15 protein-coding genes are annotated in these 18,314 nt (G+C 65.4%); 4 read left to right on the top strand and 11 right to left on the bottom strand.

Annotation, left to right across the window (positions count from 1 at the left end):
• Window positions 1-33: 33 nt before the first annotated feature.
• Window positions 34-1,332 (bottom strand): dicarboxylate/amino acid:cation symporter, encoded by a 1,299-nt coding sequence (locus R4P47_RS00075; protein WP_068049893.1) that lies wholly within the window; start codon window positions 1,330-1,332, stop codon window positions 34-36.
• A 110-nt stretch (window positions 1,333-1,442) separates the two neighbouring features.
• On the opposite strand from R4P47_RS00075, the gene R4P47_RS00070 reads away from it, so the two are divergent.
• The 3 genes from R4P47_RS00070 (at window position 1,443) to R4P47_RS00060 (ending at window position 3,660) form a co-directional block, all read left to right on the top strand.
• On the top strand, window positions 1,443-2,564 hold the full coding sequence (locus tag R4P47_RS00070) for a YgfZ/GcvT domain-containing protein (protein ID WP_283347716.1): 1,122 nt from the start codon (window positions 1,443-1,445) through the stop codon (window positions 2,562-2,564).
• Complete coding sequence (locus R4P47_RS00065) at window positions 2,561-3,196, top strand: MOSC domain-containing protein (protein ID WP_283347715.1); 636 nt, start codon at window positions 2,561-2,563, stop codon at window positions 3,194-3,196. The genes R4P47_RS00070 and R4P47_RS00065 overlap by 4 nt, the downstream gene beginning before the upstream one ends.
• A gap of 272 nt (window positions 3,197-3,468) precedes the next feature.
• Window positions 3,469-3,660 carry a DUF3073 domain-containing protein gene (locus R4P47_RS00060; protein ID WP_082898823.1) on the top strand — a complete coding sequence of 64 codons (192 nt, stop codon included), beginning with the start codon at window positions 3,469-3,471 and terminating at the stop codon, window positions 3,658-3,660.
• A gap of 72 nt (window positions 3,661-3,732) precedes the next feature.
• Here R4P47_RS00060 and purM read toward each other — a convergent pair whose 3' ends face one another.
• The 10 genes from purM to purL all read right to left on the bottom strand — a co-directional run bounded on the left by purM (window position 3,733) and on the right by purL (window position 17,226).
• Window positions 3,733-4,833 (bottom strand): phosphoribosylformylglycinamidine cyclo-ligase, encoded by a 1,101-nt coding sequence (gene purM / locus R4P47_RS00055; protein ID WP_027495851.1) that lies wholly within the window; start codon window positions 4,831-4,833, stop codon window positions 3,733-3,735.
• 92 nt (window positions 4,834-4,925) lie between these two features.
• Window positions 4,926-6,563 carry an ABC transporter ATP-binding protein gene (locus tag R4P47_RS00050; protein ID WP_283347714.1) on the bottom strand — a complete coding sequence of 546 codons (1,638 nt, stop codon included), beginning with the start codon at window positions 6,561-6,563 and terminating at the stop codon, window positions 4,926-4,928.
• Window positions 6,560-7,528, bottom strand: a complete 969-nt coding sequence (locus R4P47_RS00045) for an ABC transporter permease (RefSeq protein WP_037194582.1) — start codon at window positions 7,526-7,528, stop codon at window positions 6,560-6,562. Before R4P47_RS00045 ends, R4P47_RS00050 begins: the two co-directional genes overlap by 4 nt.
• Window positions 7,528-8,568: an ABC transporter permease gene (locus R4P47_RS00040; RefSeq protein ID WP_269594862.1), complete on the bottom strand. Its 1,041-nt coding sequence runs from the start codon at window positions 8,566-8,568 to the stop codon at window positions 7,528-7,530. The genes R4P47_RS00045 and R4P47_RS00040 overlap by 1 nt, the downstream gene beginning before the upstream one ends.
• 56 nt (window positions 8,569-8,624) lie before the next feature.
• Complete coding sequence (locus tag R4P47_RS00035) at window positions 8,625-10,310, bottom strand: ABC transporter substrate-binding protein (protein ID WP_269594782.1); 1,686 nt, start codon at window positions 10,308-10,310, stop codon at window positions 8,625-8,627.
• Window positions 10,311-10,426: 116 nt separating this feature from the next.
• Complete coding sequence (purF, locus tag R4P47_RS00030; RefSeq protein WP_269594781.1) at window positions 10,427-11,989, bottom strand: amidophosphoribosyltransferase; 1,563 nt, start codon at window positions 11,987-11,989, stop codon at window positions 10,427-10,429.
• A gap of 125 nt (window positions 11,990-12,114) precedes the next feature.
• Window positions 12,115-12,501, bottom strand: a complete 387-nt coding sequence (locus R4P47_RS00025; protein WP_269594780.1) for a sterol carrier family protein — start codon at window positions 12,499-12,501, stop codon at window positions 12,115-12,117.
• A 5-nt stretch (window positions 12,502-12,506) separates the two neighbouring features.
• Window positions 12,507-13,127 carry a CPBP family intramembrane glutamic endopeptidase gene (locus R4P47_RS00020; RefSeq protein ID WP_411567274.1) on the bottom strand — a complete coding sequence of 207 codons (621 nt, stop codon included), beginning with the start codon at window positions 13,125-13,127 and terminating at the stop codon, window positions 12,507-12,509.
• Window positions 13,124-14,851, bottom strand: coding sequence for an alpha/beta hydrolase (locus R4P47_RS00015; RefSeq protein WP_269594860.1), 1,728 nt, complete (start codon window positions 14,849-14,851; stop codon window positions 13,124-13,126). The genes R4P47_RS00020 and R4P47_RS00015 overlap by 4 nt, the downstream gene beginning before the upstream one ends.
• 83 nt (window positions 14,852-14,934) lie before the next feature.
• Entirely contained in the window at window positions 14,935-17,226 is a 2,292-nt protein-coding gene (gene purL, locus R4P47_RS00010; RefSeq protein WP_269594779.1) for a phosphoribosylformylglycinamidine synthase subunit PurL, read from the bottom strand.
• 113 nt (window positions 17,227-17,339) lie between these two features.
• Here purL and R4P47_RS00005 point away from each other — a divergent pair, with 113 nt between their 5' ends.
• A complete protein-coding gene (locus R4P47_RS00005; protein ID WP_269594778.1) occupies window positions 17,340-18,104 on the top strand; it encodes a nucleoside phosphorylase in 765 nt (254 codons plus the stop codon).
• Window positions 18,105-18,314: the final 210 nt, after the last annotated feature.

Here is an 18,314-nt window from a genome sequence, read left to right as displayed (position 1 = left end):
CCCGCCACCCTAGAGGGGAGCGGACGCGTTCGATCAATCCGCTCGGTCGGCCGTTGCCAACGCGTCGGCGTACTCGTCGAGGTCGAGATCCTCGGCGACGACGACCTTGGTGCCGTTGTAGACCTCGCGGTCGATCTCGTCGTCGGCGTTGGCGACGAGCATCGCGACGAACGTGTCTCCGTTCACGTTGAGGAAGGTACGGAAGATCCCGGCGAACCAGTCCACGGCGATCAGCAGGCCGACGGCCTCGAAGGGAAGGTCGAGCGAGGTCGCGAGGAACATAGCGACGACGGGGAATCCGCCGGGCACAGTGATGGTGCCCATGTTCAGCAGAACCGCCAGGCCCATGCCCAGCACGATCTGCCCGAGGCTCAGGTCGATGTTGCCTGCCTGCGCGAGGAACATCACCACGATCATGTAATTGAGAACGGCACCGTAGGAGCCCATCGTCAACCCGATCGACAGCGTGAAGTTGGCGACCTTCTGACTGACGCCGACCTTCTCGACAGTGTTGCGCAGCACCGTCGGGAACGTGACGGCCGAACTCGTCGTCGTCACCGCGACGGCCGTCTGTTCAGTGAGCTTGCTGGGCAGCTTCCACGGGTTCAATCGGGTCCGCATCGTCACGACCACGACAAAGAGTGCGAACAGAATCAACACCCCGAGCAGCGTCGTACCGAGGTAACTCAGCGCGGTGGACACCACGGAGAACCCGACGTCGCCGGCGAGCGCGGCGAGCAGGCAGAACACACCGACCGGGGCGATGACCATGACGAGCCGGATCATCGTCAGGACGATCTGCTGGATCTGGTCCATGAACGAGAGCACCTGGGTGTTGCCGGTCTTGGTGATGTGACTGCGCAGCGCGATACCGAAGAGCAGCGAGAAAACGATGATCGGCACCATCGTCGCCGTCGACATGGCGTCGAACACGTTGGTGCTGACGAAGTTCAGCAGCGTGTCCTGCCAGCCGAGCGCCTCGCTCGCCGACTCCTCGAGCGCCGGATCGAGCTGCTGGGTGAACACCATGCCCGCGCCCGGCCGAATGATGGTGCTCAGCACCCAGGCCAGCACAGCGGCGACGACCGAGAACCCGATCATCCACTTGAAGGTGCGAAACGCGATCTTGCCGGTGCCCGCCCCCGCCATCGACCCGGTGGCCACGATGACCGAAGCCATCACCAGCGGGACGATCGACATCTGGATCAGTCGGATGAACAGATCACCGATGAACTTCAGGTTCGCGGCCCACTCGCCGACCACCAACCCGAACACGATGCCGCCGATCGCGGCGAGGCCGATCTGCGCGGCCGGATGCGCCAGTTTCTTCATGGATCGACACGCTAGGTCCGTGTCGTCGCGGTGCCGTGTCGTCGCCGTTTCGAGGGTGTAAAGGGACCGGTCACCGAGTTGCTGCGCCGACGGGCTCCTACTATGGAGATGTGTCCGACACAGTCACGATCAGCCCGAGTCCACTTCTGACACTCCCCGGCGCAGTGCCCTCCCCCGACGACAGCGTCGATGCCGGGGTGGCCTGGCACTACGGCAATCCGTTCGGCGAACAACGCGACGCGGTCAGCGGCGCTGCCGTCATCGACCGTTCCCATCGTTTCGTTCTGGCCATCAGCGGAGACGAACGTCTGAGTTGGTTGAACACGATCTCGAGCCAACTCGTCTCCAACCTGCCCGACGGCAGCTCGGCCGAGAATCTGAGCCTGGACGTCAACGGCCGCATCGAGCATCACTTCGTCCAGACCGACCTGGCCGGCGTCACGTACATCGACACCGAGCGCTCGGCCGGACCGGATCTGCTGTCGTTCCTGAAGAAGATGGTGTTCTGGGCCAAGGCCGAACCCCGTGAGGCCGACGAACTCGCCGTTCTGACCGTCCTCGGATCCGACGCGGCATCGGTGCTCGAGAAGGCCGGCCTGCCGGCTCCGAGCGAGATCTACGGTGCGTCGCCGATCGACGGCGGCGGTTTCGTGCGGCGGATGCCCTGGCCGGCCGAGAATTCCTACGACGTGGTGATCCCCCGCGCGAGCCTGAGCGAGTGGTTCCTCCGACTGCGCGACGCCGGGGCCGCTCCGGCCGGAACCTGGGCGTTCGACGCGTTGCGGGTGGAATCGTTGCGTCCGCGCGTGGGCGTGGACACCGACGAGAAGACCATTCCGCACGAGGTTCGCTGGATCGGCAGCGCAGCCGAGTTCGGCGCGGTGCATCTGGAGAAGGGCTGCTACCGCGGGCAGGAGACGGTCTCGCGCGTGCACAATCTCGGTCGACCGCCCCGGCACCTGGTGCTATTGCATCTCGACGGTTCCGCGGACGGCCGGCCCGGCACGGGCGATCCGGTGACCGCAGGTGGACGCTCGGTGGGCCGTCTGGGCACCGTCATCGACCACTTCGAGCTGGGGCCGATCGCGTTGGCTCTTCTAAAACGGACGATTCCGGTCGACACTGCCCTCGAGGCGGGGCCGTGTGCCGCGTCGATCGATCCGGATTCGATCCCGTCGTACGACGACGTCCAGGCCGGCCGCGCTGCGGTCGACCGCCTGCGCGGCCGGTGACCGGGAGGGTCCTGGCGGTCTGCGTCGTGCACGCCGATGTTCCGTTCGGACGCCGAGCGGTGGTCGACAGTGGTATCGACAAGCGGCCCGTCGACGGGCAGGTGGACGTGCACGAGCTCGGTATCGGCGGTGATCACTGTCGGGACACGAAATTCCACGGTGGACTCGATCAGGCCGTGTACGCCTACGACGAGGTCGAGGCGCAGCACTGGGCCGACGAGCTGGGGGTGCCGGTTCCACCGGGTCGATTCGGGGAGAACCTCCGCACCGAGGGTGTACCGGTGACCGACGCGGTGATCGGGTCGCGGTTTCGCATCGGCACGGTGGCCTTGGAGGTGACGATCGCCCGCAAGCCCTGCGCGACGTTCGCACGGTGGATGGACCAGCCGAGATGGATCCGTCGCTTCGCGGACCGAGGTGATGTGGGTGCGTACTTTCGAGTTCTCGAACCAGGGGTCTTCGGCGGTGGTGACGCGGTGACCGTGGAGTCGGTACCGCAACACGGGGTGACGGTTCGCGACCTGTTCCGAGGAACAGACGCGACCGCGATGTCCACTTTGCTCGATCAGCCCGATTTGGCACCGAAGGTCTACCGCGATGCGGCAGCGGCACTGAAATCGTTGCGGAACTGACCCCTGAGTGCGTCGCTCCCCATGACGCGCAGCACGTAGTTCTCGTGTCGCGAAACGGAGATAGTTTGCCTGTGCACGGATTTCTGCAGGTACAGGCGGCGTCGACCCTTTTCCCGGGCGTGTCGCGCCCGTTCGCCCGGCACCGACACGTGGTGCCGTCTGCGCATCGCGGCGATTCGCGCGCTAGAGTGTGTCCCAGGAAGAAATACCAACTCTAACGGGGCCGCCAAATTTCCCCAGGCCGCCCCGAAAGTCCGCGAGGGGGCACCGCCATGGGCCGAGGCAGGGCTAAGGCAAAGCAGACAAAGGTCGCTCGTGAGCTCAAGTACAGCTCGCCTATTACGGACTTGGAGAGACTGCAGCAAGAGCTCTCCGGTGGTTCGTCGAACTCGCATCGTGGCGGCGTCGACTCGGACGCGCCTTCCCGAGTCGAAGAAGACGAGTACGAGGACTGGCGACGCTAGTACTGAGCACTGAACGACTGAGGGGGAGCCGCGATGCGGCTCCCCCTCACTTGTTTGCCCGTCCTCGGGCGATCAGAACCTCGGGTGGTTACCCAGCAGCAGCGCACGCTCGTCGGCGACGTCCTTACCGGCCGCCTTCTTCACCGTGCCCAACGTCCAGCAGTCGATGTGGCGTGCGGTCAGCACGGCGAGTGCTCGATCGACGTCCTCGGGTGCCACGATGGCGACCATGCCGACTCCCATGTTGAACGTCTGCTCCATCTCCGCCCGCTCGACGCGTCCGCGCTGAGCGATCAGCGAGAAGATCGGGGCAGGGCTCCACGTGGTGCGGTCGAGTTCGGCGACCAGGCCCTCGGGCATCACCCGTGAGAGGTTGTTCGCCAATCCGCCGCCGGTGACGTGGCAGAACGTGCGCACGTCGGTTTCCGCCGCGAGCGCGAGGCAGTCCTTGGCGTAGATCTTGGTCGGTTCGAGCAGCTCCTCGCCGAGGGTGCGGCCGAACTCCTCGACGTGTCCGCCGAGATCCATGTGGTTGATCTCCAGCAGCACCTTGCGCGCGAGGGAGTAGCCGTTGGAGTGCAGACCCGACGATCCCATGCCGATGACGACGTCACCGGGACGCACCCGCTCGGGTCCGAGGATCGAATCCGCCTCGACGACGCCGATGCCGGTGGCCGAGAGGTCGTAATCGCCGTCGGCCATCAGTCCCGGGTGCTCGGCCGTCTCGCCGCCGAGCAGTGCGCAACCGGCGATGATGCAGCCCTCTGCGATGCCCTTGACCAGTTCGGCGACCTGCTCGGGAACCACTCGGCCCACGGCGATGTAGTCCTGCAGGAACAGTGGCTCGGCACCGCAGACGACGAGGTCGTCGACGACCATTGCGACCAGGTCGAGGCCGAGGGTGTCGTGCTTGCCGAGCGCCTGCGCCACGGCCACCTTGGTGCCGACGCCGTCGGTCGAGGCGGCCAGGACGGGCTCGCGGTAGTCGCCCTTGAGCGCGAAGAGGCCGGCGAAACCGCCGAGACCGCCCATGACCTCGGGCCTGCTGGCCTTCTTGGCGAGCGGCGCGAACAGTTGCACTGCTCGATCTCCTGCGGCGATGTCGACCCCGGCCGCCGCGTAGGAGGCACCGCCCGAGTGAGTTGCGCTCGTGGGTTGGGATTCCTCGGTCATTCGGCTCCAGCCTGTGTACTCGATCATGTCAGCGCCCGTGACGGCACAGATAGCGCCCTAACGGTACCGGAGTGCCCGGTGGCGAGAAGAATTCACGTGTGCAGGCGCTTACCCGGGATCGCCGCCAACAGCTTCTTGGTGTACTCCGCCTCCGGGGATCGCAGGATCTTCCACGGTGTCCCCTCCTCCACGATTGCCCCGTTGCGCAGTACCACCACGCGGTGCGCAACGCGGTCGACCACCGCGAGGTCGTGACTGATGAACAGGCAGGCGAAGCCGAATTCCTGCTGCAGTGCCTCGAACAGATCGAGCACGGCTGCCTGCACCGACACGTCCAGAGCGCTGGTCGGCTCGTCCGCGACCACCAGATCAGGTCCCAGCACCAGTGCCCGCGCCAGGCTGACGCGTTGCCGCTGCCCACCGGAGAGCTCGTGGGGGTAGCGCTTGTCGGTGCCCGACGGCAGTTGCACGGCGTCGAGCAGCTCGGTCGTCCTCGCCGCGATCGCGTCCTTGGAGCCGTACTTATGCACGATCATCGGTTCGGCGATGCATTGCCCGACGGTCAGTCGGGGGTTCAGTGATGCGGACGGGTCCTGGAAGACGAACCCGAATCGCTTGCGTAGCGGCTTCAGCTTGCGTTCGCTCACGCCTGCGATGTTCTGCCCCATCACCGTCACGCTGCCGCTGGTCGGCTTCTGCAGTGCTGCAACACATCTGCCGATCGTGGACTTGCCCGAGCCGGATTCGCCCACCAGCCCGAGTGTTTCGCCGCGGTGGATGGTGAGCGAGACGTCGTCGACCGCCCGGAACGCAGGTGAGCCGACGCCGCCGGAAAACTGCACCACCAAACGCGAGACGTCGAGTACCGGCTCGCCGGAGGTGTCGACCGTCTTGTCGGACTCCACGGCGGCGAGGGTCGGCACCGCGGCCAGCAGCTTCTTGGTGTAGTCGTCGGCGGGTGCGTCGAACAGTTGCGCCACCGGAGCTTCCTCGACGACGCGGCCGTTCTGCATGACGACGACGCGGTCGGCCAGGTCGGACACGACGCCCATGCTGTGGGTGATGAGCACGATGGCGCAGCCGAGCCGGTCCTTGAGATCACGGAGCAGCTCCAGGATTTCGGCCTGCACCGTGACGTCGAGGGCGGTGGTCGGCTCGTCGGCGATGATGACCTTCGCCTCGCACGAGATGGCGATCGCGATCATGACGCGTTGTTTCTGCCCACCCGAGAGCTCGTGCGGATAGTACGAGAACCGCTGCTCGGGGTTGGGCAGACCCACCATCGTCAACAGCTCGACGGCCCGAATCTTGGCGTCCTTCGCCGACATTCGCTTGCCGTCGTCGCGCGTGTGCGCCCGCAGCGCCTCCACTATTTGATAGCCGATGGTGAACAGCGGATCGAGGGCGCTGCCCGGTTCCTGGAACACCATCGAAATCTTGTTGCCGCGCAACTGCGCCCACGCCTTGTTGCTCAGCGTAGTCACGTCCTGGCCACCGAGTACCACGTGTCCCTCGACGCGTGCGGTGTCGGGGAGCAGGCCGATGGCGGATCGGACGCTGACGGACTTGCCCGATCCGGACTCCCCCACCACGGCCAGTACTTCGCCGGGGAACACCTCGAACGAGACTTCGGTGACGGCATCGACCTCGCCGGCATCGGTGAGGAACGTGACGGACAACGACTTCACCGACAATGCGGACTCGCGTGGAGTTGCAACACTCGATGTCATACCTTCACCGCCTTCTTGAACTTCTTGCGGGTGCGCAGCAGCGGATTGAGTGTCTCGCTTGCGCTTTCGCCCACCATGGTCAGGCCGAGCACCACCAACACGATGCCCAGGCCAGGGAACACCGACGTCCACCAGATGCCGTTGGAGATATCGGGCAGCGCCTTGTTGATGTCGTATCCCCACTCCGAGGCGGAGGTGGGTTCGATGCCGAATCCGAGGAATCCGAGTCCGGCGAGGGTCAGGATGGCCTCGGCACCGTTGAGGGTGATGATGACCGGCAGCGTCTGCACCACGTTGGCGAGGATGTGGCGGAACAGGATTCGCGGAGTACCGGCACCGGTGACCCGAGCGGCATCGACGTACGGTTCGGTCTTGACCGCCACCGTGGCGTTGCGCACGACGCGGAAGTACTGCGGCACGAAGATCGCCGTGATGGCGATGGCTGCGGATGCGATGCCACCGAAGCTCGACGACTGCCCGCCTGCGACGACGATCGAGATAACCACCGCGAGAAGCAGAGACGGGAACGCGTACATCGCGTCCATGAACAGCACGAGCACGCGGTCGAACCAACGGCCGATGTAGCCCGAGGCCAGGCCGAGCGGAACACCTATGATCAGCGAGAGAATCAACGACGACGCGATCACCATCAATGCCGTTCGGGCACCGTAGATCACGCGCGAGAACACGTCCTCACCGCGAACCGAGGTGCCGAACCAGTGCTGGGCAGACGGAGCCGCTTGGCGAGCAAAATCCTGCCCGGCATCACTGGTCTGCGAGAACCCGTACGGCGCGAGAAGCGGGGCGAACACTGCGGCGATCACGAACCCCACCATCAGTGCCAACCCGACGATCAAGGTGACGCGTTGCAACCCCGACGTGGACTTGACGAATGCGACGCCGGGAAATCCTCGACGATGCGGACGGGTGGGAGGGACGTCGGACAGCACGACTTCGGTGCTCATCAGAACCTCACTCTCGGGTCGATGAGTGCGACGATCGCGTCGGTGACGAAGCTGACGACGGCGACCACGACGGCCAGGAACGTCACGATGCCCTGCACCGCAACGAAATCGCGTTGCTGGAGGTATCGGGCGAGTTCGTAGCCCAGGCCCTGCCACTCGAAGGTCGTCTCGGTCAGTACCGCACCGCCCAGGAGCACGGCGATCTGCAGGCCGATGACGGTGACGATGGGAATCATGGCGTTGCGGAACGCATGTCGTCGCGTCACCGTGCCCTCGCTCAAACCGCGAGCGCGCGCAGCGTCGACGAACGGTGCCTGCAACGTCTGAATCAGGTTGACGCGCACCAGCCTCAGGAACACTCCGGCCGTCAACAGACCCAGGGCGAGTGCGGGTAGTACGGCATGCTCGAGCACGTTCACGATGTAGCTCGGCTCGCCGTACAGGAACGAGTCGACGATCAGAATGTTGGTCTTGGGCGAGACGTTCTGCAGTGCCAGTTCCACATTGGTGCTGGCACGACCGGCGACGGGCAGCCAGCCGAGCTTGACTGCGAACAGCAGCTTGAGCAACATGCCGACGAAGAACACCGGAGCCGCGTACGCCAGGATCGCGAAGATCCGCAGCGAGGCGTCACCGAAGCGGTCCCGATGGGTGGCGGCGAAGAACCCGAGCGGGATGCCGACCGCGAAGGCGACCAGCAGTGCCCAGAACGCCAATTCCAGTGTGGCAGCGCCGTTGACGAGCAGGACGTCGCTGATCGCGCGGTTGTCGGTGGCGGAGCGGCCGAAATCGCCGCGCAACAGTCCGGTCAGGTACTCCCAGTACTGCGTCAGAATGGGTCGGTCGTAGCCGGCCTCGGCCTTGCGCTGGGCGATCTGTTCGGCAGGTAGGCGACCACCGAGGGCCGCGGTGATCGGATCACCGATCACCCGCATCAGAAAGAACACGACGGTGACGAGAATCCAGGCAGTCGGAATGATCAGCAGAAATCTGACCCCGAGATAACGGGCGAGCGCGCCGTACCGTGACGGCGCGCTCACCTGCTGTGCTTGCTTCTCGCCCTCTACCGTCGTGCTGTCGGTAGTGGGCACGCCGGTCAGCCCCTGGCGAGAGTGACGAATCGGAACTTGAACGAGGCGTCGAGAGTCTCGTCCACGCCGCTGATCTCGTCGGTGGCGACGGCGATCTGCTTGCCCTCCAACAACGGAAGCGTCGGCAGGTAGTTCGTCGCGAGCTCGGTCTGAATCTGACCGATGATCTGCATCCGCGCATTCTCGTCGGCGGTCGTGCGCTCGAGATCGAGCAGTGACGTGATGGCCGGGCTCTCGAAGTGCGACTGCAGGAAGTTGTCCGGCCCGAAGAACGGCGTCAGGTAGTTGTCCGCATCGGGGTAGTCCGGGAACCAGCCCAGCTGGTACACGGGGTAGGCGTCGGCGACGCGTTCCTTGGTGTACGTGCTCCACTCGGTGGACTGCAGGTTCACGTTGAACAGGCCCGTCGCGTCGAGCTGGCTCTTGATCGCGGCGTATTCCTCGCTCGAGCTCGAACCGTAGTGGTCCGGGTTGTACTGCAGGTTCAGCTGCACCGGGGTGGCAACGCCTGCGGCAGAGAGGAATCCGGCTGCTTCGTCGCGGTTCGGGGTGGTGCCGTAGACGTCGCCGTACGCGGTGTTCGCACCGGCCAGACCGGTGGGGACCACCGAGTACAGCGGGGTGTAGGTGCCCTTGTAGACGCCGTCGGACAGCGCCTGGCGATCCACCGAGGCCGCAATTGCCTTGCGCACGGCCAGCTTCTGATCAGGGTTGTCACCGGGCATCGTGTTCATGTTGAAGACCATGTAGCGCGATTCGCCGCCGGGTCCCTCGTGCACCGTCAGACCGTCGACGCTGCCGAGAGATTCGACGTCCGTCGGGGTCAGCGATCGCCACGCGACGTCGATGGCCTTGTTCTGCACGTCGAGCTTGAGGTTGTCGGAGCTGGTGTAGTACTTCGCGTTGATCGACGAAGTCTTCGGAGTTCCGAGGATGCCCTTGTAGTCGCCGTTCGCGGTGAAGCTGACGAGGGAGTTCTTGGCGTAGCTCGAGATGGAGTACGGGCCTGCGAACGGGGTGCCCGCCACGATGGCGTCGTCGTCGAGAATCGAATCTGCCGGGAACACGGTCTGGTCGACGATCGGGCCCGCCGGTGTCGCCAGAATCTGCGGGAACGTCTGATCGTTCGCGGCCTTCAGCGTGAACTCGACGGTCTTCTCGTCCGGAGTCGCGACGCTGTCGAGGTTCGTCAGCAGCGACGCGGGTCCGTTGGGATCGTTGATGGCGACGATGCGATCGAAGGAGAACTTCACGCTCTCGCTCGTCAGCGGGTTGCCGTTCGCGAACGTCAGATCGTCCTTCAGCGTGCACGTGTACACGGTCGGCTCGGTGAAATCGCAGCTCTCGGCGACATCGGGCTCGAGCTCGGAGCTACCGGGCGCAAAATTCATCAGGAAGGGATACGTCTGGTTCATGACCATGAACGAGCCGTTGTCGTACGAGCCGGCCGGGTCGAGTGACGTCACCTGGTCGGTGGTGCCGACGGTGATGGTGTCACCACTGCCCTCGCCGGAGCCACCGGCTTCGTCGGTGCGGCCCGAGCCGCAGGCTGCCGCAGTCAATGCGAGTACCGACAGTGCTGCCACTGCAGCAACTTTCTTGCCGTGCTTGCGTCCCGCTGAGCTGGGTGCAGCGGTCTTCGATGCCGCGCTGTAGCGCTGCATGCGTCCGTCGTCGGGCGACAGGGTCATCTGAAAGCCTCTATCCAATCGGTGTGTCCTATGTAACTGAAAGGACAGTACCGACGGACTGTTTCCAATATGTGGCATTGAGAAAACCCTGCTGTTCCCTCGCAGGAACGCCCTGCTCAGGGACGACTCAGAGCACTCACGTTCGCGTCGTTGTCCACCGGCTGCCCGGCGGCCGAGGCCAGCAGACCCTCGAGAACGTGCTTGCCGAGTGCGTTGTCGGCCGGCAGATCGATCGGATACTTGCCGGTGAAACATGCTGCACACAACCGGGATTCAGGCTGCTCGGAGGCCGCGATCATGCCGTCGATGGAGATGTACCCCAACGAATCGGCACCGATCGCCTGCCGCACACCCTCGAGAATTCCGTCCTCGGAATCGACACCGTTGGCGATCAGCTCTGCGGGAGAAGCGAAGTCGATGCCGTAGAAGCAGGGCCAGCGCACCGGCGGCGACGCGATACGCACGTGAATCTCCAGCGCACCGGCCTCGCGGAGCATCCTGATCAGGGCGCGCTGGGTGTTGCCGCGAACGATCGAATCGTCCACCACCACCAGCCTTTTGCCCCGTATGACCTCTTTGAGAGGATTCAGCTTGAGCCGGATACCGAGTTGACGAATGGTCTGCGACGGCTGAATGAACGTGCGGCCCACGTAGGCGTTCTTCATCAAACCCTGGCCGTACGGGATGCCGGAGCCCTGCGCGAAACCGACCGCAGCAGGAGTTCCGCTCTCGGGCACGGGAATCACCAGGTCCCCCTCGGCCGGATGTTCCTTCGCGAGACGACGTCCGATCTCGACTCGCGTCGAGTGCACCGAACGACCACCGATGACGCTGTCGGGACGAGCGAGATACACGTACTCGAACACGCAACCCTTGGGCTCGGGAGCTGCGAAGCGCGAGGACCGAACACCGTCGGCGTCGATCGCGAGCAGTTCACCGGGCTCGATGTCGCGGACGAATGCGGCACCGACGATGTCGAGAGCCGCCGTCTCGCTGGCAACCACCCAGCCGCGATCGAGGCGCCCGAGGCACAACGGTCGAACGCCGTGCGGGTCACGCGCGGCGTAGAGGGTGTGCTCGTCCATGAACGTCAGACAGAAGGCACCCTTGAGCAATGGCAGCAATTCCATCGCCGCCTGCTCGATGGTGCAGTCGGCCGCCTTGTGCGCCAGCAGCGCGGTCACCACGTCGGAATCCGACGTGCCGTTGCCCTGCAGCCGGTCGTTGATCAGGCCTGCGTCGCGCGCCTTGGTGGCGAGCTCGGCGAAGTTCACCAGATTCCCGTTGTGGCCGAGCGCAATCCCCGTCCCGGCGGTGGTGGTACGGAAGATCGGCTGCGCGTTCTCCCACGTGACCGAACCACTGGTGGAGTAGCGGCAGTGACCGATGGCGACGTGCCCGGGCATAGCGCCGAGCGTCTGCTCGTCGAACACCTGGCTGACGAGACCGAGATCCTTGAACACCAACACCTGGGAACCGTCGGACACTGCGATGCCGGCAGCCTCCTGGCCACGGTGCTGCAGTGCATAGAGGCCGTAATACGAGAGCTTGGCCACATCCTCGCCCGGTGCCCACACTCCGAACACTCCGCACTCCTCGCGCGGCTCGTTCTCCGGTTCGTCGAGGGGTTTGCTTACCAGAAGATTCGGACTGTCGACCGACAAATCGGCGTTGGTCACGGGCATTGCTCCCTTGGGGGACGGGGCGGGGGGCCGTGCCTGAGTCTACGGGCACACGGCCGGAGTCAACGCATCGTGTGGACGGGAGATTCCCAGTAGGTGAACGTGTGTCCGATTCACACCGATCACCTGATGGACAACAGCGGCAGCCAGCGACCCACTTCCGCCGCTCTACTGCCCGACGCATCGATCGAACCGTCGGCGAGAGCCTCGGCGAAATCGCGGATTCCGGTGACCACCTGCAGCCACGTCAGCGCGTCGGTTTCGACGACGTTCGGCGGTGTCCCCCGGGTGTGACGCGGCCCCTCGATGCACTGCACCGCGACGAACGGCGGTACCCGCACCTCCACCGAGGATCCCGGCGCATTCTGGCCGAGAGTTCTGGCAGTGGTGCGTACCGCTGCGGCTATCTGCGCCCGCGCAGGCTTGTCCGCCTCACCCTTGATCCATTGCTCGACGGCCAGCACGGCCTCGCGTACCTCGGCGGGGCCGACTTCCTTGTGCGGTGGCACTGCGCCTAACTCCTGTCGTCCGCTGCGAGATGCGCCAGCACAGCGCCACTGGCGTTGAGAAAGTAGTGCAGCAGCGCCGGGGCGAGCACACTGCCGCTGCGGGCTCGAAGCCACGAGAACACCACACCGGCCGCTGCCGTTGCCACCACCGTTCCGACCACGGTGTCACCCGCCGCGCGGGCCGGGTGAATGTGCCAGAGCCCGAAGAAGATCGGCGACAGAGCAGGCGACGCGGCGTCGAGCACACCGCGGAAGAGCAGTTCCTCGGTCAGTACCGTTCCCACCGGGATGCGAAACAGAACCCACTCGGCCAGTTCGTCCTCGGACGGCCGGACGCGGCGACGCAACGCAGGAATCGCAGCGACGACGGCAGATCCGAGAACGGGAATGGCCGACGCCGCAGCGCCCCACTTCAGCCCGGCGGCGAAATTGCGCAGGCCGAGCTCTGCTGCGCTCGTTCGAGACAGTGCAGCCACACCGACGGCGAACGACGCGTTGGCCACTGCCCGTCCACGGGCATCGAGACCGAGAGCGGGAAGGAGGTAGGTACTCCACGCCGTCGTCGCGAGTCCGGTGAGAATGGGTCGTTCCGCAGGCTCCACTCCGGCCGTCACTGCGGTTCTCACTTCTCCGGACCGTCCCGGCCGGCGAACTGCTCCATGACCCCGCGGACTCGTTCGGTGTCGCGGTCGGTCCACCCCTCGGGCGCGGCAACGGCCACCCAGCCGTCGAGCACGAGGGTTCCGTAATTGTGGCCGTGTCCGTCGGGAACGCCTGCGGCGTTCGTCAGATCGGCGGCCACCTGCCAGAAGGTCACGACCGGGAACCATCGCATGCTCGGCAGCCGGTCCGGCCCCGGTGGCTCGGACAGCCAGTCGGGACGCTCGAACAACAGGTCGGGTGACCACCAGACCACCGGATCCGACGCGTGCTGAACGTAGAGGATCCGCGGCTCGTACCAGGGCTGATCCTCCGGCGGGATGCCCGACGAGTTGTCGGCGAACCGGACCGTCAGGCCCTCGGAGTAGACCGGCCGCACCTCCGGGCTTCCCGGGTCGCGTCGGCTGACGAACTGACTCCAGATGCGGTTGTTGTTCGGCGGTCCCACCCACAGGACGCCGTCGGTGGTGGCCCGGATGTCGGCCAGACCGTCGAACGCGCCTTCACCCGCCTGGGTACCGAGGCTCTCGCCGTAGACGTAGAACTTGGGGCGCGTGGCCTCCGGTTCCTGCAGCCAGCGGTCGTGCACCTTGTCGATCAGAGCTCTGCCTGCCTGCGCGGCCTTGTCTCCCTCCGCGACGAAGGAGATCCAACTCGGCAGGTACGAGTACTGGGATGCGACGGTGGCGACATCGCCGTCGAACATGAGCTCTTCGGCTTCGATGGCGGTGGGATTGACCCATCCGGTTCCGGTGGTCGGGACGACGACGAGAGCCGCGCGCTGGAATGCCCCGGTGCGTTCGAGTTCGGCGACCACGATGTTCAGTCGCTCGTCCTGGGTCTCTGCGGTTTCCAGCCCTGCATATGCCCGGATCGGTTCGAGGCTGGGGCGGCCCGTGGCTCGCTCCATCTCGTCGGCGCGAAGTCCGCTGGAGACGAAGTCGCGACCCTCGAAGCCGAGGGTGTCCCACGGCGCCAACGAGTTCGGGCTGCCGGAGCGTTCGTCGGCGACGGGTTGTTCTGCGCCGTCCCGGGTTTCGTCGTTCTGCAGACTGAACACGGAATTGGTGACCTCGGAGACCGCGCGCAGCAGGACACCCTGAACCAGGGCGACGGACAGCACGACGAGGACGACGACCCCGAGCGCATTGGCCACTTCGCGCGGCATCTTCACGATGCGGTTGATCTGACGGGCGAGCAGACGAACGAAGTCACGCAACACCCGCCACACCGAGATCAGCAGCGCTGCCATGGCGATACTGAGCGCGCCGGTGCGGAAATACCCCGTCGTGGTGGTTCCCTCCGCGTCCATCAGAGCGGCCAGCTCACGCTGCCATTCCGCCGAGATCGCCAGCATGACCATCGATGCCGCGATCGCGAGGACGGGAACGGCGACCTTGACGGCCAGCTCGACCTTGCGCGGCAACGGCCACCACGATCGCGACGAGAGCCACCAACGGGTCACGGCCCAACCCACCGCGACGCCGAAGGCGTAGCCGATGGCCGCGTTGATACCGCCGATGATGCCCTGGAACAGCCATCCACGAGGGAGCAGAGACGGAGTCAACGACCAGCAGAAGAACAACGCGCTGAACGCAATTCCGGTGAAGTCCAGGCGCAGCAGGCCCCAGGCCCACATGACGAACGGATGCTTGGCGGGTGAGGGGACGGCGAACTCGACCGAGGGCAGGTGGTACCGATGATGCTGGTCCTTCTCGAGTGTCGCGTCGACCTCGTCGTGGCGCTGCTCCGATGTGCGTCCCCCCACCTCGGTCAGCCGAAGAGTCTGGGGAGAGTGCGCTCGAACGTCTCGCGCAGCTCCGTCATCGGGACGGAGAACTGCCCTTGCACCTCGATCGAATCCGAACCCTCGTCGACGACGCCGATGCGCGCCCACGGCAGACCGCGGGCGGTGCACATGCCGGTGAAGCGAGTTTCTTCCGTGCGCGGTACCGCGACCAGTACGCGGCCCGAGGACTCGGAGAACAGCGTCACGAACGGATCGGCACCCTCGGGAAGGATGATGCGGCAACCGGTTTCACCGGCCAGAGCGGCTTCGACGACGGCCTGAGCGAGGCCGCCCTCGGACAGATCGTGTGCCGCCGAGACCAATCCGTCGCGCGAGGACGAGAGCAGAATGTCTGCCAGCAGTTGCTCGCGGGCGAGATCGACCTTGGGTGGCACGCCGCCGAGGTGATCGTGCTCGACCTGAGCCCAGATGGACCCGTCGAACTCGTCGTGGGTCTCGCCGAGCAGGATCAGCGTCTCGCCGGGCTCGAGACCGAGGCCGGTGGGGATGCGGCGATGCACGTCGTCGATGACGCCGAGTACACCGACGACGGGCGTCGGCAGGATCGGCTCGGCACCGGTCTGGTTGTAGAAACTGACGTTGCCGCCGGTCACGGGAATGCCAAGGGTGACGCAGCCGTCCGCCAATCCGCGCACGGCCTGCTGGAACTGCCACATGACGCCCGGGTCCTCGGGTGAGCCGAAGTTCAGGCAGTTGGTGACGGCCTTGGGCGTCGCGCCGGTGACGGCGACGTTGCGGAACGCCTCGGCCAACGCCAGCTGCGCACCCTGATACGGATCGAGTGCGGTGTAGCGACCCGACGCGTCGGTGGCCAAAGCGATTCCGCGACCGGTCTTCTCGTCGATGCGGATGACGCCTGCGTCGGCGTGCTCGGCGAGGACGGTGTTGCCGCGCACGTAGCGGTCGTACTGCTCGGTGATGAAGCGTCGGCTGCACAGCTGCGGAGAGCCGATCATCTTCAGCAACGTCGCCTTCAGCTCGTCCCCGGTTTCCGGACGCTGCAGCGACGCCGTGGTGTTCGCGACCAGATCGTCCTGGGTGGCGGGACGCTGCACGGGACGGTTGTACACCGGTCCCTCGTGCGCGACGGTCTTCGGCGGTACGTCGACGACCGTCTCGCCGTGCCAGGTGATCTGCAGATGCTCACCGTCGGTGACCTCACCGATCACCGTGGCCAGAACGTCCCACTTCTTGCAGACGGCCATGAACGCGTCGACGTTGTCGGGAGTCACCACGGCGCACATGCGCTCCTGGGATTCGCTCGAGAGCACCTCGGCGGGCGTCATGCCGGTGGCGCGCATCGGCACCTTCTCCAGCTCGATGTGCATACCGCCACTTCCCGCTGACGCGAGTTCCGAAGTAGCACAGGACAACCCGGCACCACCGAGGTCCTGGATACCGACGACGAGCTTGTTGGAGTACAGCTCCAGGCAGGCTTCGATGAGCACCTTCTCGGTGAACGGATCGCCGACCTGTACTGCCGGAAGCTTCTTGCGGCCACCGCCGGTTTCGTCGCCGTCGAAGGTCTCCGACGCGAGCACGGACACGCCGCCGATGCCGTCGAGACCGGTGCGTGCACCGAACAGAATGATCTTGTTGCCCAGCCCCGACGCGAACGCGAGATGCATGTCCTCGACGCGCATGACACCGGCACACAGAGCGTTCAGCAGAGGGTTACCGGCGTAGGAGGCGTCGAACACCGTCTCGCCGCCGATGTTCGGCAGGCCGAGGGAGTTTCCGTAGCCACCGACGCCTGCGACGATGCCGCTCAGGACGCGGCGCGTATCGGGTGCATCGGCGGCACCGAATCGCAGCTGGTCCATGACGGCGATCGGGCGAGCGCCCATGGCCATGATGTCGCGGACGATGCCGCCGACGCCCGTCGCCGCACCCTGGTAGGGCTCGACGTACGACGGGTGATTGTGGCTCTCGACCTTGAACGTGACGGCCCAGCCGTCGCCGACGTCGACGACGCCCGCGTTCTCACCGATACCGGCGAGCATGGGCTTGCGCATCTCGTCGGTGGTGGTCTCACCGAAGTACTTCAGGTGCACCTTCGAGGACTTGTACGAGCAGTGCTCGCTCCACATGACGGAATACATCGCCAACTCGGCGTCGGTCGGCCGGCGGCCGAGGATTTCCTTGATGCGGACGTATTCGTCGTCCTTGAGTCCGAGTTCCTTGTACGGCTGCGCTACGTCGGGGGTTGCGACGGCGTTGGAGACAGTGTCTGTGGGTACAGAGCTAGCGGACACGAGGAATAGGTCCCTTCGATGGAGCGAAATGCCAGGGAGAGTCTATCGGGACCGTGCGACATGTACGGCATCGGTCGTGCAGGGTCTGCAATCGGTCGTGCGAACATCACCTGATGGACATCGCGCTGACCGAGAACGATCTGGACGAAACGGGCGTCATCGACCCGTCGATGGTGGCCAAGGGAGTCGACGTACCGCCGAAAGCCGTCGTCTGTTTCTTCTCCGAGGTGATCGAGAGCATCTGTGCGAAAGGCGACGCCAGAGTCGTCTCGATCATGCGCTCCGAGCACGGCGAACATCCCGTCTACGAGATCGAACGGAACGGGGAGAAGCTTGCCGTCTTCCACCCCGGCGTCGGAGCGCCACTGGCCGCACTGTTCCTCGAAGAGGCCATCGCGATGGGATGCACCCAGTTCGTGGCCGTCGGCGGCGCGGGGGCACTGTCCGACGACCTGGGCATGGGACACGTGATGGTGGTCGACAGCGCCGTCCGCGACGAGGGCACCTCGTTCCACTACCTACCGCCCGGACGGATCGTCGACGCCGATCCCGCAGGCGTGGCTGTGCTGCAATCCGTGCTGACCGACGCCGGAGTCGACTTCGTCACCGGCCGCTCGTGGACCACCGATGCGCTCTACCGCGAGACCCGTGCGCGCGTTTCCCGCCGCGTCGAGGAGGGCTGCCGAACGGTCGACATGGAAGCCTCGGCCTTCTGCGCCGTTGCCCGATTCCGCGGAGTGCGATTCGCGCAACTGCTGTACGCGGGTGACTCCCTCGCCGCCGACTGGGACCACCGCGGCTGGACCAAGGCCACGACAGTGCGCGAACAATTGTTCTGGCTCGCAGCAGATGCATGCCTGCAACTGAGCCCGATCTAGCCGACACGCTGGTTCACTGGGTTGCTGGTTCGGGTTCACCGGGTCTCTGACTCGCCTCCGCCCCCCGACCCCCGCGAATGCGCGCGCGTTTGCCACACGCACGCAAATTCGCCCCAGCTCAGGTCACGAATCCGGGACTGTCTGAATAACGGTTGATCCGGTCCTTGGTTCGACACGCCGAGCTCAGCTTGGTGGGAAGGATCGACGATG

Source organism: Rhodococcus sp. IEGM 1370 (genome assembly GCF_033142325.1).
GTDB lineage: Bacteria > Actinomycetota > Actinomycetes > Mycobacteriales > Mycobacteriaceae > Rhodococcoides.
This window is presented reverse-complemented; position numbering and strand designations above follow the sequence as displayed.

Bases quoted from the DNA above. Each gene is read 5' to 3' on its own strand.
- R4P47_RS00060 (WP_082898823.1), top strand. From the start codon at position 3,469: ATGGGCCGAGGCAGGGCTAAGGCAAAGCAGACAAAGGTCGCTCGTGAG.
- R4P47_RS00050 (WP_283347714.1), bottom strand. From the start codon at position 6,563: ATGACATCGAGTGTTGCAACTCCACGCGAGTCCGCATTGTCGGTGAAG.
- purM (WP_027495851.1), bottom strand. From the start codon at position 4,833: ATGACCGAGGAATCCCAACCCACGAGCGCAACTCACTCGGGCGGTGCC.
- R4P47_RS00035 (WP_269594782.1), bottom strand. From the start codon at position 10,310: ATGACCCTGTCGCCCGACGACGGACGCATGCAGCGCTACAGCGCGGCA.
- R4P47_RS00075 (WP_068049893.1), bottom strand. From the start codon at position 1,332: ATGAAGAAACTGGCGCATCCGGCCGCGCAGATCGGCCTCGCCGCGATC.
- R4P47_RS00005 (WP_269594778.1), top strand. From the start codon at position 17,340: ATGGACATCGCGCTGACCGAGAACGATCTGGACGAAACGGGCGTCATC.
- R4P47_RS00045 (WP_037194582.1), bottom strand. From the start codon at position 7,528: ATGAGCACCGAAGTCGTGCTGTCCGACGTCCCTCCCACCCGTCCGCAT.